Genomic DNA, 14,690 nt, shown 5'->3' on the forward strand with positions numbered 1-14,690 from the left:
CGCGGGGCCGCCGGGCGTCCGCGCCCCGATCGTGACGTGACGACACGAGATGGATCTGACGAACATGAGCGACGATGTGACCTCGGCACCGTGGTGGCAAGACGCGGTGATCTATCAGCTCTACATCCAGTCCTTCGCCGACGGCAACGCCGACGGCATCGGCGACATCGCCGGGCTGCGAAGCCGGGTCGGCTACCTGGCGGGTCTCGGGATCGACGCCATCTGGATCACGCCGTGGTACCGCTCGCCGCTGCGCGATGCCGGCTACGACGTCGCCGACTATCGCGCCATCCACCCGCGGTACGGGTCCGTGGACGAGGGCCGGGAGCTGATCGACGCATGCCACGCGGCCGGGATCCGGGTCATCCTCGACCTCGTCCCCAACCACACCTCGTCCGACCACCAGTGGTTCGTCGAGGCCCTGGGCGCACGGCCCGGGTCCCCGGAACGTTCTCGCTACCATTTCCGCGCCGGGCGCGACGACGGGCAGAGTCCACCCAACGACTGGTTGAGCGTGTTCGGCGGACCGGCCTGGACGCAGGTCACGGACGCTCATGGTCACCCAGGTGAGTGGTACCTGCACCTGTTCGACTCCTCGCAGCCCGATCTCAACTGGGACAGCGACGACGTCCGGTCGGAGTTCGAGGACGTCCTGCGCTTCTGGTTCGACCTCGGTGTCGACGGTTTCCGGATCGACGTCGCCACCGCGCTGGTCAAGGCGCCCGGACTCCCTGACCTCGGGTATCCCGACGGCGCGTTCCTCGCCGACCTGACCCGTGCGGACCACCCGCACCGCGATCGCGACGAGGTCCACGAGATCTATCGCAGCTGGCGGAAGCTGGCCGACTCCTACGATCCACCGCGGATGTTCGCGGCGGAGGCGTGGCTGGACGACCCGGACCGGCTGTCGCGCTACGTCCGGCCCGACGAGCTGCACACCACCCTGAACCTGTACTACCTGAAGTCGGCGTGGACGGCGGACAGCATGCGCCGCGCCATCGACGCCTCGATCGCGGCCACGTCGGGGGTGGGCGCACCCACCACCTGGGGCCTGTCCAACCACGACGTCGAACGAGTCGTCACCCGATACGGCCGCGCCGACACCAGCCGGCGTCCGGGCGTGTCCGGGCCGGAGCTGGGGCCGGTCGACGAGCGGCTCGGCCGCCGCCGGGCCCGGGCCGCGGCCCTGCTGACGCTCGCGCTGCCCGGCAGCGTGTACCTCTACCAGGGCGATGAGCTCGGGTTGGCCGATGCGCACGTGCCGGAGCAGGCGCGGCAGGACCCCATCTGGATCCGGTCCGAGGGCCGGCGCTGGGGCCGCGACGGCGCCCGGGTGCCCTTGCCCTGGACACCGGACGGCAGCTCGCACGGGTTCGGCGACGACGGGGCCTGGCTACCGCAGCCCCCGGGGTGGGGAGCCCATGCGGTGTCGGCCCAGGAGGGCGACGACGCGTCGTTCCTCGAGCTGTACCGGACCGCACTGCACCTCCGGCGCACCCACCCGGCACTCGGCGGAACGAGTGAGTTCCAGTGGCGCGACGCACCACGCGACGACGTCCTGGTCTTCACCCGCGAGCCCGGCTTCGCCTGCGTCGTCAACTTCGGCTCCACGCCGGCGCCGATCCCGCTCGACGGACGCGTGCTCGTGTCCAGCGACTCCGGCGACACCGCGGGCGACGTCCCTCCCCACGGCGCGGTCTGGCTGGAGCTCCACCCGGCGGGCCGCGCATGACCGCGACCGAGCGACCCAACGTCGTCCTGATCCACTGGCACGACGTCGGCACCCACCTGGGCACGTACGGTCACCGCGACGTGACCAGCCCCGCCCTCGACCGGCTGGCCGCCGAGGGCCTGCGATTCGACCAGGCGTTCTGCACGACACCGCTGTGCAGTCCGGCCCGGGGCTCGTTGTTCACCGGCCGCTACCCCCACACGAACGGCTTGATGGGCCTGGTGAACCGGGGGTGGGGGTACCGCCCGGGCGAGCGAACGGCCCCGTCGCTGCTGTCCGAGCTCGGTTACCGGACCGCTCTCATCGGCCAGCAGCACGAGAGCCACGACCCGTTCCGGCTCGGCTTCGACGAGGTGCATGCGTGGCCCCCGGGCAGGGCACGATGCGGTCCGGTGTCGGCGACTTCGGTGGAATGGCTCGACGCGGCACCCGCGGAGCCGTTCTTCCTCACCGTCGGCTTCTTCGAGACGCATCGCCCGTATCCGGCGGAGGAGTACCCGCCGGTCGACCCGGCGACGGTCGAGGTCCCGCCGTTCCTGCCGGACAACCACCACACGCGCGAGGACCTGGCCGCGTTCCTCGGCTCGATTCGCGTGGCCGACGCCGCCACCGGCCGCATACTCGACGCGATCGACCGGTCCGGCCTCGCCGACTCGACCCTGGTCCTGTTCACGACCGACCACGGGATCGCGTACCCGCGGGCGAAGGGAACGCTGTACGACCCCGGCATACGGGTCGCGTTCCTCGCCCGGCCGCCGCGCTCGTGGAACGTCGCGCCGGCAGCCCCTGACGGGCTGCTCAGTCACGTCGACGTGCTGCCCACTCTGCTCGAGCTGGCCGGCGGGGAGGTCCCGCCGTTCGTCCAGGGGCAGAGCTTCGCCGGCGTCCTGCGCGGTGAACCCGGCCCCCGGCGCACCGAGATCTTCGCCGAGAAGAACTTCCACGACGAGTACGACCCGATTCGCGGCATCCGCACCGACCGGTACGCGTACATCCGCAACCTCGAACCGGGCACGCCGCTACGGCTCTCCGGGGACATCGAAGGCAGCCGGTCGCGAGCCGGCCTGGGTGACGATCACCTGCGGCCCCGGCCCGCCGAGGAGCTCTACGACCTCGACGACGATCCGTGGCAGCTCCGCGACCTCGCCGACGACGCGTCCCGTGCACAGGTGAAGGCCGCCCTCGCCGCACGTCTCGACGCGTGGATGATCGAGACGAGCGATCCGGCGCTGGCCGGACCCATCGACACCATGGATCACGCCGGCTTCGCCGGGACGACACCCCCAATTCCCGAACCGGGAGGCCGATGACCCGGACAGCCGCCCACCCCGAGCCGGCCGGACGTCGCCCCGCCCCGCCCCGTCATCGGGCCGCGGCGTCGCCGTCGATGGGCGCCGTCACCGGCTCGGCGGTCTCGTGGGTGCGTTCGGGCAGCAGCAGCACGGCGCCGATGAGGAAGCACACCGCGCCGATGAAGGTCTGCATGTCGGCCCGCGACGCGTCGTTCACCTGGCCGGTGAGCGGGTCGATGTAGCCCGCGACGGCGGAGACGCCGAAGGCGATCGAGCCGATCAGGTTGGTCAGCGTGATCCACCAGGACCACGAGCGCGGACGCCAGGCAGCCCAGCCGTGGCACGCCTCGTACCAGGCCAGGAGGCTCGAGACCAGGAAGCAGACCGAGCCGACCGCGTCGGGCCGCCAGATGTGCTGGTGCGCGGTCTCGGCGGACAGGTTGTTCGCCATGGCGACCCCGGTGCTGACGTTGAAGTACAGCGTCCCGGCCAGCTGAACGGCGGTCGCCCACCAGTCGATCCGCCCGGGCTGGTAGACGAAGAAGCGTCGGTGTGCCGGGCTCGGTGCCTCCCGCCCGGCGTCGACCGCCTCCCGGTAGGACAGGAACGAGGCCGAGGTGAAGAACAGGGAGCCGACGAAGTAGGTGGCGGTGTCCCACCGGGCCCCGACGGCGCCGACGTACCCGGGCACCGACCCGACCGCGAACAGCACCGACCCGATGGCGAACAACACGGCGATCCACCAGCCGCGAGCCCCGGGCGCCCACCACGTGGACCCGGCGGCCGCCCCCTGGTGCTTGCGGTGGAAGCGCGATTCCAGCCGGACCACCACGCCGTCGGCGCGCACGCGGTCGACGAAGGTGGCGGGTGTGCCGGTGCTCGAGCCACGGCTGCCGCGTCGCCTGGGCCGCCCGGTGCCCGCGTCGCCTGCCCGGCTGCTCGCCCGACGGTGCCCGTCCGGTGCCTGCATGCGCATCCTCCACGCGCGCGTGTGTGGCCATGACACTCCCGAATCGTTGTCCGCTCCCGCCCCGGGGGCGAGGGCCGAAAGGCCCATCTCACTGCCGCGCGGGTGGTCCGCCGACCTTGTCGGGTCCCGCCGCGATACTCGGGGACATGACGGAGCAGCTCGGCCCCGTCAGGGAGTACTGAAACGAGGCGGCGGGTGCCTTCGACGACGAGCCCGACCACGGGCCGCGCGCCGAGCGCCGAGCGCCGAGCGCCGAGCGCCGAGCGCACCAGGGCCGCATGGCGCGAACGGCTGCGGGCATGGCTGCCGGCAGGCCCGGCCGACGTCCTGGACGTCGGGTGCGGACGGGTGTCGATCTGTCGCCGCGCGTCAGCCGTCGATTCCTGGAGTGGTCGTCGGGCTCGGCCGGCCGATCACCGCGACCCGTCAGTACTTGTTGCGGTTGGGCAGGCCGAGCTCCTCGCGGAAGCCGTTCTCGGTGTAGTCGAAGTCGTAGTCGGGGTCGATCTGCTCGTCGGTGTCGCCGTCGTCGTCGTGGTCCCAGGGCAGGCCGACGTTCTGGCGCTCGATCAGCGGGGTGCCGTCGGAGTAGTCGGCGCCGTCGAACTGGTCGCTCTCTCCGCTGCGGTACTGGTTGATGTGGCCCAGCTCGTGGAAGAAGAACACCGACGGCGGGGTGATGTCGTAGTCCTCGGTGTAGCCCATGTCGTAGCCGGGGGAGGTGTGGTTGACGTCGAGTTCGACCCGGAAGTCGTCGCCGGAGTAGGAGGCGCTGTTGTTGCCGCCAGGGTGCTCGGCGATGGTGACCTTGTCCTTGCCGAAGCCGAGGAAGCCGGAGTCGTCGTAGTGCTCGCCCATGCGGTCGAGCATCTTCCGGCCGGTCGGGCTGGACGCCATCATGTGCAGGTCGGCGAGCACGCGGTCCTTGAACTCCTGCGAACCGCCCACCTCGAACTGCATCCAGCGCAGGTACTCCTCCTCGGACGGGATCTCGACGATGACGACGGTCTCGCCGCCCGGCGAGACGTCGCCCTCCTCCATGTAGACGGTGTCGTCGCCGAACTCGCCGTCGATGGTGTCGTCGCCGCCGCCGGCGTAGACGGTGTCGTTGGCGTTGCCGCCGAAGATGCGGTCGTCGCCGTAGCCGCCGGAGATGGTGTCGTGGTGGTCGCCGCCGAAGATGCGGTCGTCGCCGGTGGCGCCCTCGAGGTAGTCGCGTCCGTCGCCGCCGAGGATGACGTCGTTGCCGTCCATGCCGTAGACGACGTCGTCGCCGAGCCGGCCGGCCAGGACGTCGTTGCCGGCGCCGCCGTCGACGTAGTCGTCGTCGCGGCCGCCGCTGACGAAGTCGTCGCCGGTGCCGGTCTCGATGGTGTCGATGCCGTCGCCGCCGAACGCCTCGATGTCGCCGCCGGAGCCCTGGGCCGAGACGGAGTCGTCGCCGCCGCCGGTGGCGAACCGCACGTGCACCTCCGTGCCGCGCGGCACCAGGATCTCGTCGTTGCCCTCTCCGGTGTTGATGACGACCTCTTCGCCGGCCGCGATGCGCTGGGTGGTGAGGTTGCCGGCCGCGTCGGTGATGTTCACGATCGTCTCGCCCGTGTTGGGGTCGACGGTCACCACGACGCGGTCGTTGCCGTCGCCGGTGGTGATGACGGTGGTGCCGTCGAGCGAGGTGGTCTGGACGCCGTAGGTGGTGCCGGTCGGGACGTTCCAGCCCGGGTCGGTGCCCTCCGCGGCGTCGGACCACGCCTCCGCCAGCGCGTAGAGATCGCGGCCCAGTTCGAGCAGCGTCGCGTCGCGGGTCCGCATCAGCGCGATGGCGTCGTCGACGACGCCCTGTGCGGTCGTGAACTCCGTCTGGACGTGGCTCAGGTCGTCGTCGTCCTTCCACGGGGTGAACGTGACCATGCCGTCGGCGCGCACGGCCGACTTCGTACCGGCCGCCGCCCGCGCGAAGCTGGCGTCGAGATCGTCCTGAGCGTCGTGGACGTCGGTCTTGAGTTGGCCGAGCAGGTCGGCGATGCCGCCGTAGGCGTCGGAGGCGTCGCCGAGCACGGTCGCGACCTTCGTGCCGTGCGCGAAGTAGCTGTCGGCCATCGAGCACTCCCAGTTGAGGCGCAGTTCGGCCTCGCGGTTGCGCTGGTGGGTGGCCTCGGTGCCGACGTCGGTCGCGAGGGTTCGCCAGGCCTGCTGGGCGGTGTCGAGGTACCCGGTGTCGGCCTGGAGGTCCCAGACGTCGGGGAGTGTGACGGTCATCGTTCGCCTCCGGTGGTCAGCTTCCGGCGCCGAGGGCGTCCGGCGGGAGGTCGGCGGGCGCGGAGCAGACGAGCCGGCGGTCGGGGGTGTGGTCGGCCATGGTGGGTTCGCCGCTCTCACCGGGGTCCGGCGCGACCTGGACGCAGAACGACCAGGACGTGGCGTCGTCGGGCAGGGTGCTCGGGCCGGGCACCTCGAAGGTGCCGGCGTCGGGGGCGATGCGCCGCAGCGGGGTGAGGGCGAAGGCGCGGCCGGTGACGGTCTCGCCGGGTTCGACGCGCACCGCGGGGGCCCGGTACGCGGTGCCGGTGTCGCCGCCGGTGGTTGCGAACACCTCTTTGGTGACGAGGATCTGCCCGGCGTCGTCGGCGTAGACCCAGCTGGACTCGTCGGTGTCGGGCAGCGGGACGTCGACCTCCGGCGTGATGTCGGCCGGCCGCCGCTGCACCACGAGCACGGCGACGTCCGCGTTGTTGGTGACGGTGTAGTCGGCGACCAGGCCGGACGTGCCCGGCGGGTAGTCGGGTCCGGTGGGTGCGCCGACGCCGAGCCGCGCGTCGAGGGCGACGTCGAGTTCGGTGGACGGCGCCGTCGTCTCGTCTCCGGCGGGGTCGTCGCCGCCGCAGCCGGCCAGGGCCGTCACGGCGACCGCCGCCGCGAGCACTCGCCCCAGGCGCATCGCGGGCCCTCTCGTCGTCGCATGGTCGTCGCCACTTCGACGCGTCACGGCTTCCTGCGGTTCAGGACCTCGTCGATGTCGCGAGAGGCGCGCTGGATGTTCTCGCCGTCGGACTCGAGGACGGCGCAGAGGTTCTCGATCAGCCGCGCGGAGGAGTAGACGGCGGTGCTGTAGCTCTCGTGGATCATCACCCCGACGGTCGCCTGCCCGAGGGACCCACGATCGAACGTGCTCTGCTCGCCCACGGCGGCACCGGACTCGGTGAGATCGCGCGACGAGGTCAGCATGCGGTTGCCGACGTCGTTGAGAGTCTCCGGATTGGCCCTGACCTTGCTCATGACATCGTCTCCCGAGTCGAATGTTCGGCTCGTGCCCGTGTCAGCGCGATCTTAGCCGACCGGCCGTCCGGGCGGCTTCCGTCCGGCGGACCCCGCCCCGGTCCGCGCTCCATCGAGCGGCTGCTCGGCGCCGAGGGAGGCACCGCCAGTGCCTGGTACGGCAGGCACTCCCACGGCGCGCCTCTGACGCCTAGCGTGGCCGGTATGAACGTTCCGCTCCTCGAGTTGAACAACGGTGTCGAGATCCCGGCTCTCGGCTTCGGTGTGTTCCAGACGCCGCCGGACGAGACGGTCGCGGCGGTGGAGACGGCGCTGGCCGCCGGCTATCGCCACATCGACACGGCGGCGGCCTACCTGAACGAGCGCGAGGTCGGCGTGGCGATCCGCCGCTCCGGGCTCGACCGATCGGAGCTCTTCGTCGAGACGAAGGTGTGGATCACCGACTACGGCTACGACGAGACCCTGCACGCGTTCGACAAGAGCGCCGGCAAGCTCGGCGTCGACCGGATCGACCTCCTGATCCTGCACCAGGCCCTGCCCGGCGAGTTCGAGCTCACGATCGGCGCCTACCAGGCGCTGGAGACGCTCCTCGCCGACGGCAGGGTTCGCGCGATCGGGGTCAGCAACTTCATGCCCGGCCACCTCGACCGGCTCATGGCGGCGACGTCGGTGGTGCCGGCGGTCAACCAGATCGAGGTGCACCCCTACTTCCGCCAGCCCGAACTGCTCTGCGTCGATGCCGAGAACGGGATCCTCTCCCAGGCGTGGTCGCCGATCGGCGGCATCACCTTCTACCGCGACGGCGCCCGCGGCAGCACGCTCGAGGACCCCGTCATCACCGAGATCGCAGGAGCGCACGGCAGGACGCCGGCCCAGGTGATGCTGCGCTGGCACCTGCAGCAAGGCCGCCAGGTCATCCCGAAGTCGGTCACCCCCTCGCGGATCGCCGAGAACATCGACGTCTTCGACTTCGACCTCACCGCCGATCAGCTGGCGGCGATCGACGCCCTCGACACCGGCGTCCGCGGTGGACCCGAGCCGGAGCAGATCACCCGCGAGACGTTCGGCCGCCGGATTCCCGAGGCCTGAGGTGCACGGCATGCAGATCGATCCCCGGGTGGCGACCACCAGGAACCCGCCCGAATACTTCACCGGCGACGTATGGCTGGACCCGATAGCGTCGCCGCGCGACGACGGTCAGCGGATGGTCGTGGCGAAGGTGCGCTTCGCCCCGGGTGCCCGCACGGCCTGGCACTCCCATGCCCGCGGGCAGACGTTGCACGTGACACAGGGCGTCGTCTGGGTGCAGTCACGCGGGGGAGAGAAGGCCGAACTCCACGCAGGCCAGACCGTCTACTGCCCGCCCGGCGAGGAGCACTGGCACGGCGCCGCGCCCGACTCGTTCATGGAGCATCTGGCGATGCTCGACAACGCCGACGATCCGGCGGCCACGACGACGTGGCTCGAGCACGTCACCTCCGACGAGTACCTCGGCTGAGCGGACGGCGATCGGCCTCCGGCGCCTACCTGGCCACGGTGGAGGCGCGGACCACGAGCTCAGGGGGGAACACCGTCTGGCGGGGGATGCTCTCGGGGTCGGCCGCCTCTTCGAGGAGGATCCGCAGCGCCGTGCGCCCCATCATGCGGCTGGGTTGGCGGACGGACGACAGCGGGACGGCGGCCGCGGCGGCGAACGGGATGTCGTCGAAGCCGATGATGGCGATGTCCTGGGGGACCCGCGCGCGCCCATCGGTCACGAGCGATTGCAGCAGACCGAGAGCGATCAGGTCGTTGGCGGCGAACAGCGCGTCCGGCCAGTCGCCGCGCGTGCGCATCAGGATGCGGTCGCCGGACACGACGCCGTCCTCGACGGCCATCCCTTCCGTGGCGACGACCTCGAGGGTCACCGTGACGTTCGCGTTCTCCGCGGCCGCGCGGGCTCCGGCGAGGCGATCATTGACCTGCCGGAGGTCGAACGGGCCGCCGACGAAGGCGATGCGGCGGCGTCCGGTCTCGATCAGGTGCTCCATCGCGAGTCGCCCCCCGGCGACGCTGTCGACCGAGACCGACGAGTATCGGCCGTCGCCGCTGAAGCGATCGACCAGGACCACGGCGATGCCGGCCTCGGCGAGGCGGTCGAGGTGCGCCGTCACGTCGCCGTAGGGAGCGATGAGCAGGCCCCGCACCTGCTGTTCATGGAACAGGTCGATGTAGAGGCGCTCCCGGCGAACGTCCTGGTCGGTGTTGCCGTGGAGAACGGCGATGCTGTGGCGGCTCGCCTCGTCCTCGGCTCCCCGGACGACGTCGTTGTAGAAGGGGTTCTGGCCGTCCAGGACGACGAACCCCACCGTGGCACTGACACCCGCGCGTAGCCGCCGCGCCGCGTCGTTCCGGACGTAGCCGAGCTCCTCGATGGCGCGCGTCACCCGCGCGACGGAGTCGGCCGACACCTCGCTCGGCCGGTTGAGCACGTTCGAGACGGTTCCGACCGACACCCCGGCGCGATGCGCCACGTCGCGCATGCTCACTGCCACGGAGCCTCCCGTTGCTTGGACCGATCACGATCGAATCACCGGTGCCTGGTGGCTTGACCGCGTCGGTCCGGGTCCCTAAGGTAATTTGAACTTACCATGAATCGATTCAGCTTCGATTCAGGTACAGCGGCACGGCGATCCCTCAGCGAGGAGGAGGCCCGAGTGGCCATCGAAGTCGAGACGCCCGAAGGGCCGCGTCCTGTGCTCGAGCTGCGTCGAGTGGTGAAGTCGTTCGGCCCGGTGGTCGCGTTGCGATCCGGTTCGCTGGCCCTCGAGCGCGGCTCGATCCACGCGCTGATCGGTGAGAACGGCGCGGGGAAGTCCACGCTCGTCAAGATCGTCGCGGGCCTCTACCGCCGCGACGCGGGCGAGTTCCTCCTGGACGGCCGCTCCGTCGACTTCTCCAGCACCGCGCAGTCCAAGGCCGCCGGCATCGCGGTCATCTACCAGGAGCCGACGTTGTTCCCCGACCTCTCGGTCACGGAGAACATCTTCATGGGCCGGCAGGCGGTGAAGCGCCTGGGACGAATCGATCGTCGCGCCATGCGTGCGGAGGCACTGGAGATCTTCGGCCGCCTGGGCGTGTCGCTGGACCCGGATCGCGTGACCGACGGGTTGTCCATCGCCGATCAGCAGATCATCGAGATCGCCAAGGCGATCTCGCTCGACGCCCGCGTGCTCATCATGGACGAGCCGACGGCCGCCCTCTCCGGCGTCGAGGTCGAGCGGCTGTTCGCCGTGGCCCGGAGCCTGCGCGACGAGGGCCGGGCGCTGCTGTTCATCTCGCACCGCTTCGACGAGGTCTTCGCGCTCTGCGACACCGTCACGGTCATGCGCGACGGCTCCTACGTCGATACGACCCCCATCGGCGACACCACCGTCGACGAGCTCGTCAGACAGATGGTCGGACGCGACGTGACCGAGCTGTACCCGAAGCTCGACGCGCGGATCGGCGACGTCGTGCTCGAGGTCGACGGGCTCACGCGCGCCGGTGTGTTCCGCGACATCTCGTTCGAGGTGCGAGCGGGCGAGATCGTCGGCCTCGCGGGTCTCGTCGGCGCGGGACGCAGCGAGGTGGCACGCGCCATCTTCGGCGTCGACCCGTACGAGAGCGGCAGCGTCCGGCTCGAGGGAGCCCTGCTGCCGAAGCGCGACCCACGCGCGGCGACGAGCCGCGGGATCGCCCTCGTCCCGGAGGACCGGCGCAAGCAGGGGCTCGTGCTCGACGACGGCGTCTCGCGCAACCTCACGCTGGCCATCCGCTCGAAGCTCGCCACGTGGGGGCTGCTGTGGGGCGGCAGCGAGAACCAGGCGGCGCAGGTGTGGGCGAGCCGGCTGGACGTGAAGGCGGCGGCCCTGGATGCCGAGACCGGCACGCTGTCGGGCGGCAACCAGCAGAAGGTGGTGCTCGGCAAGTGGCTCGCCACCGAGCCGAAGGTGCTCATCGTCGATGAGCCGACCCGCGGCATCGACGTCGGCACCAAGGCCGAGGTGCACCGGCTGCTGAGCCAACTCGCTCAGCAGGGGCTCGCGATCCTCATGATCTCATCCGAACTCCCGGAGGTGCTGGGCATGGCAGACCGCGTGCTCGTCATGAGGGAAGGGCGTCTGACCGGCGGATTCACGCGGGAACAGGCGACGCCGGAGGCCATCATGCACGCCGCGACGGCGCTCACGGAGGCCGTCCGATGAGCAGTGTCGCACCGGTCACCCCCGGCGCCAGCAGTGCGTCCCGGCTGATGCGCCATGCCGCCTCGGCGCGTGAGACCGGCATCCTGGTCGCCCTGGTGCTGGTGATCGTGGCGGCGACCCTCAGCAATCCGAACTTCCTGTTCTCCAGCGACGGCTTCCGCGACCTGCTCCTCACGCCGTCGTTGCTGCTGCTGGTCGCCGTCGGGCAGGCGATCGTGATCATCACCCGCAACGTGGACCTCTCCGTGGGGTCGGTCGTGGGCCTGACCGCCTACCTCACCGGCACGCTGTTCGTCGACGTCCCCGGCATCCCCGTCATCGTGGTGTTCCTCGCGGGCATCCTCCTCGGCGGGCTGCTCGGCCTGATCAACGGAGCTCTCGTCGCCTTCGCGCGGGTGCCTGCGCTCGTGATCACGCTCGGGACCATGTACGTCTACCGCGGCATCAACGTCGCCTGGACCGGAAGCGACCGCGTCAACGCCTCGGACATGCCCAGCGGCTTCCGCGCACTCGGGACCGACCAGGTGCTCGGCATCCCCATTCTCACCATCATCGCCCTGGTCGTCCTCGTCGCCGCCGGCTGGTATCTGCGCAACCTGCGCAGCGGGCGCGAGCTCTACGCGATCGGCTCCGATCCCGCCGCGGCCCACCTCTACGGCCTGCGGGTGACCCGCCGGCTCGTCGCGGCCTTCGTCGTCAGCGGCGCCCTGGCCGGACTCGCCGGCGTCCTGTTCGCCGCCCGCTACGGCACCGTCAGCTCCGGCGCCGGCTTCGGCTGGGAGCTGCAGGCGATCGGCGCCGCGGTCATCGGCGGCGTCGCGATCTCGGGTGGTGTCGGCACCGTGCGCGGCGCCGCCATCGGCGCGTTCCTGCTGCTCACCATCAACCGCGCCTTGCCCATCCTCGGCATCGACGACTTCTGGCAGCGCGCCGTCGTGGGCGTGCTCATCCTCGGCGCAATCGTCCTCGACCGGGTGCTCGCCGTCAGGCAGCACCGACGACTCATCGCACAACGGGAGGAGACGAGATGACCACGACGCAGGCGCCCGTCCGGACGTACAAGGCGCACGCGCAGCCGGCCTGGCGGCGGATGGTGCTGACTCGCGAGTCCGCGATCATCGTGATGCTCGTCCTCGTGGTGCTCGTCTCCCTCGTCACCGTACGCAACTTCGACAGCCCGCTGACGGTGACGTACCTGCTGCGCGACGTCGCCCCGATCCTGCTGATCGCCCTGCCGATGACGCTCATCATCGTGACCGAGGAGATCGACCTCTCGGTCGCGAGCATCGTCGGGCTCGCGAGCGTGGTGACCGGCCTGCTTGCCCAGGCGGGGCTCCCGTTCCCGCTCGCCGCGCTTGCCGCGGTGCTGGTGGGAACGCTGGCGGGAGGATTCAACGGCTTCCTCGTGACCGTGGTCGGGCTTCCTTCGCTCGCCGTCACCATCGGCACGCTGGCGCTCTTCCGCGGCATCGCGGTGGGACTGCTCGGCACCACCGCCATCACGGACTTCCCCGAGTACTGGACCGATCTCGCCAAGGCGAACATCCCGGGCACGCCGATCCCGGTGATCATGGTGCTCTTCGCCGTCCTCGCGCTCGTCTTCGCCGTGGTGCTGCACTTCACGCCGTTCGGACGCTCCCTCTTCGCGATCGGCCTGAACAAGGAGGCGGCGGCGTTCTCCGGCATCGACGTCGCGCGTACCAAGTTCCGGCTGTTCGTCCTGAGCGGTGCGGTGTCGGGCTTCGCGGGCGTCTACTTCACGCTGCTGTACTCCAACGCCCGCGGCGACAACGCCATGGGGATGGAGCTGCAGATCATCGCCGCGGTCCTGCTCGGCGGTGTGTCGATCTTCGGAGGCAGGGGAGCGTTGCACGGCGTCATCGCCGGTGTGCTCCTCATCGGGACGCTCGGCAGCGCTCTGCGGCTGGCCGGGATCTCCAGCGACATCATCAACGTCATCACGGGTCTGCTGCTCATCGCGTCCGTGGTGTCGACCAGCCTCCTCGCGTGGCTCCAGGCCCGACGGAGCGCCGCGATCGGGAGGAGACGAGGACGGGACCACCGCCGATCAGAGCCGGCGCCCCATTAGGTATGCGTTCGCATCAAGGAAGGAAGACAACGATGTTCGGACTGAAGCGACGCGCGGGAACATTTGCAGCGCTCACGCTGGGCGTCGCCCTGGTGGCGGCCGGGTGCGGCGGTGACGACACGAACACCTCGGGCGGGGGCGACGGGGGAGACGACGCCAACCTGGCGGTCACCTTCCTGCCGAAGAATCTCGGCAACCCCTACTTCGACACCTCGAACGCGGGCGGCGCCGAGGCGGTCGAGGAGTTCGGCGGCACGTACGAGGAGGTCGGACCGACGGAGGCGAGTCCGACCTCGCAGGTCAGCTACATCCAGACCGCGGCACAGCAGGGCGTCGGCGCCCTCGTCGTCTCCGCCAACGACCCCGAGGCGATCTGCGACGCCCTCGAGGAGGCCCGTTCGGCGAGCGTCAAGATCGTCACGTTCGACTCCGACACCAACCCCGACTGCCGCGACCTGTTCATCAACCAGGCGTCCGCCGAGGGGATCGCGAAGGTGCAGATCGACCTCATCGCCGAGCAGATCGGCGGCTCCGGGCAGATCGCCATCCTGTCCGCGTCGGCCAACGCGACGAACCAGAACGCGTGGATCGAGCTGATGGAGGAGGAACTGGCCGCGAGCCACCCCGACATCGAACTCGTCGAGGTCGTCTACGGCGACGACGACGACCAGACGTCGTTCGACAAGACGGCGGCGCTGCTGCAGACCCACCCTGAGCTCAAGGGCATCATCTCGCCCACCACGGTGGGTATCGCCGCCGCGGCGCGCTACCTCTCCACCTCCGAGCACAAGGGCTCGGTCGCGCTGACCGGCCTCGGCACCCCGAACCAGATGCGCGAGTACGTCAAGGACGGCACCGTCACCGCGTTCGCGCTGTGGAACCCGGCCGACCTCGGCTACCTCGCCGCATTCGCCGCCCAGGCGCTCGCCACCGGCGAGATCACCGGCGAGGAAGGCGACACCTTCGAGGCCGGCCGGCTCGGCTCGTACGAGGTCGGTCCTGACGCGAGCGTGCTCCTCGGCGACCCGTTCGTCTTCGACGCCGCGAACATCGACGACTTCGACTTCTGATGGCGGCCGTCGCGCCTTTAGGCACCAAAGCCTGC

General features: G+C 70.6%; 13 protein-coding genes. 8 read left to right on the forward strand and 5 right to left on the reverse strand.

Annotation, left to right across the window (positions count from 1 at the left end):
- Positions 1 to 64 precede the first annotated feature (64 nt).
- Positions 65 to 1,732, forward strand: coding sequence for a glycoside hydrolase family 13 protein (locus DZA62_RS26005; RefSeq protein WP_116951922.1), 1,668 nt, complete (start codon positions 65 to 67; stop codon positions 1,730 to 1,732).
- On the forward strand, positions 1,729 to 3,042 hold the full coding sequence (locus DZA62_RS26010; protein ID WP_116951859.1) for a sulfatase family protein: 1,314 nt from the start codon (positions 1,729 to 1,731) through the stop codon (positions 3,040 to 3,042). The genes DZA62_RS26005 and DZA62_RS26010 overlap by 4 nt, the downstream gene beginning before the upstream one ends.
- 52 nt (positions 3,043 to 3,094) lie before the next feature.
- Here DZA62_RS26010 and DZA62_RS26015 read toward each other — a convergent pair whose 3' ends face one another.
- The 4 genes from DZA62_RS26015 to DZA62_RS26040 all read right to left on the reverse strand — a co-directional run bounded on the left by DZA62_RS26015 (position 3,095) and on the right by DZA62_RS26040 (position 7,270).
- Complete coding sequence (locus DZA62_RS26015; protein ID WP_198664199.1) at positions 3,095 to 3,994, reverse strand: hypothetical protein; 900 nt, start codon at positions 3,992 to 3,994, stop codon at positions 3,095 to 3,097.
- Positions 3,995 to 4,420: 426 nt separating this feature from the next.
- Positions 4,421 to 6,253, reverse strand: coding sequence for a M91 family zinc metallopeptidase (locus tag DZA62_RS35950; protein ID WP_157987917.1), 1,833 nt, complete (start codon positions 6,251 to 6,253; stop codon positions 4,421 to 4,423).
- 16 nt (positions 6,254 to 6,269) lie between these two features.
- On the reverse strand, positions 6,270 to 6,932 hold the full coding sequence (locus DZA62_RS26035; RefSeq protein ID WP_157987918.1) for a hypothetical protein: 663 nt from the start codon (positions 6,930 to 6,932) through the stop codon (positions 6,270 to 6,272).
- A 44-nt stretch (positions 6,933 to 6,976) separates the two neighbouring features.
- Positions 6,977 to 7,270: a hypothetical protein gene (locus tag DZA62_RS26040; protein WP_116951861.1), complete on the reverse strand. Its 294-nt coding sequence runs from the start codon at positions 7,268 to 7,270 to the stop codon at positions 6,977 to 6,979.
- Positions 7,271 to 7,474: 204 nt separating this feature from the next.
- Between DZA62_RS26040 and DZA62_RS26045 the strand changes: the two genes are divergently transcribed.
- Together DZA62_RS26045 and DZA62_RS26050 are read left to right on the forward strand one after the other, a co-directional pair.
- On the forward strand, positions 7,475 to 8,359 hold the full coding sequence (locus DZA62_RS26045; RefSeq protein WP_116951862.1) for an aldo/keto reductase: 885 nt from the start codon (positions 7,475 to 7,477) through the stop codon (positions 8,357 to 8,359).
- Positions 8,360 to 8,369: 10 nt separating this feature from the next.
- Positions 8,370 to 8,768, forward strand: coding sequence for a (R)-mandelonitrile lyase (locus DZA62_RS26050; protein WP_116951924.1), 399 nt, complete (start codon positions 8,370 to 8,372; stop codon positions 8,766 to 8,768).
- 25 nt (positions 8,769 to 8,793) lie between these two features.
- Here the strand turns inward: DZA62_RS26050 and DZA62_RS26055 are convergent, their stop codons facing one another.
- Entirely contained in the window at positions 8,794 to 9,804 is a 1,011-nt protein-coding gene (locus DZA62_RS26055) for a LacI family DNA-binding transcriptional regulator (protein WP_116951863.1), read from the reverse strand.
- A 162-nt stretch (positions 9,805 to 9,966) separates the two neighbouring features.
- On the opposite strand from DZA62_RS26055, the gene DZA62_RS26060 reads away from it, so the two are divergent.
- Genes DZA62_RS26060 through rhaS form a run of 4 tightly spaced genes read left to right on the forward strand, consistent with a single transcriptional unit; the run spans position 9,967 to position 14,655 of the window.
- A complete protein-coding gene (locus DZA62_RS26060; RefSeq protein ID WP_232827605.1) occupies positions 9,967 to 11,496 on the forward strand; it encodes a sugar ABC transporter ATP-binding protein in 1,530 nt (509 codons plus the stop codon).
- Positions 11,493 to 12,527, forward strand: a complete 1,035-nt coding sequence (locus DZA62_RS26065; RefSeq protein WP_116951865.1) for an ABC transporter permease — start codon at positions 11,493 to 11,495, stop codon at positions 12,525 to 12,527. The genes DZA62_RS26060 and DZA62_RS26065 overlap by 4 nt, the downstream gene beginning before the upstream one ends.
- Positions 12,524 to 13,585, forward strand: coding sequence for an ABC transporter permease (locus tag DZA62_RS26070; protein ID WP_116951866.1), 1,062 nt, complete (start codon positions 12,524 to 12,526; stop codon positions 13,583 to 13,585). Before DZA62_RS26065 ends, DZA62_RS26070 begins: the two co-directional genes overlap by 4 nt.
- A gap of 32 nt (positions 13,586 to 13,617) precedes the next feature.
- Positions 13,618 to 14,655: a rhamnose ABC transporter substrate-binding protein gene (gene rhaS, locus DZA62_RS26075; protein WP_116951867.1), complete on the forward strand. Its 1,038-nt coding sequence runs from the start codon at positions 13,618 to 13,620 to the stop codon at positions 14,653 to 14,655.
- Positions 14,656 to 14,690: the final 35 nt, after the last annotated feature.

Origin of the sequence: Jiangella endophytica, from assembly GCF_003427025.1 — a bacterium.
In the GTDB taxonomy this organism is placed as follows: domain Bacteria; phylum Actinomycetota; class Actinomycetes; order Jiangellales; family Jiangellaceae; genus Jiangella; species Jiangella endophytica.

Excerpts from the sequence above, each read along its gene's own strand:
- DZA62_RS26005 (WP_116951922.1), top strand. The coding sequence starts at position 65 with ATGAGCGACGATGTGACCTCGGCACCGTGGTGGCAAGACGCGGTGATC.
- DZA62_RS26010 (WP_116951859.1), top strand. The coding sequence starts at position 1,729 with ATGACCGCGACCGAGCGACCCAACGTCGTCCTGATCCACTGGCACGAC.
- DZA62_RS26015 (WP_198664199.1), bottom strand. The coding sequence starts at position 3,994 with ATGCAGGCACCGGACGGGCACCGTCGGGCGAGCAGCCGGGCAGGCGAC.
- DZA62_RS35950 (WP_157987917.1), bottom strand. The coding sequence starts at position 6,253 with ATGACCGTCACACTCCCCGACGTCTGGGACCTCCAGGCCGACACCGGG.
- DZA62_RS26035 (WP_157987918.1), bottom strand. The coding sequence starts at position 6,932 with ATGCGCCTGGGGCGAGTGCTCGCGGCGGCGGTCGCCGTGACGGCCCTG.
- DZA62_RS26040 (WP_116951861.1), bottom strand. The coding sequence starts at position 7,270 with ATGAGCAAGGTCAGGGCCAATCCGGAGACTCTCAACGACGTCGGCAAC.
- DZA62_RS26045 (WP_116951862.1), top strand. The coding sequence starts at position 7,475 with ATGAACGTTCCGCTCCTCGAGTTGAACAACGGTGTCGAGATCCCGGCT.
- DZA62_RS26050 (WP_116951924.1), top strand. The coding sequence starts at position 8,370 with ATGCAGATCGATCCCCGGGTGGCGACCACCAGGAACCCGCCCGAATAC.
- DZA62_RS26065 (WP_116951865.1), top strand. The coding sequence starts at position 11,493 with ATGAGCAGTGTCGCACCGGTCACCCCCGGCGCCAGCAGTGCGTCCCGG.
- DZA62_RS26070 (WP_116951866.1), top strand. The coding sequence starts at position 12,524 with ATGACCACGACGCAGGCGCCCGTCCGGACGTACAAGGCGCACGCGCAG.
- rhaS (WP_116951867.1), top strand. The coding sequence starts at position 13,618 with ATGTTCGGACTGAAGCGACGCGCGGGAACATTTGCAGCGCTCACGCTG.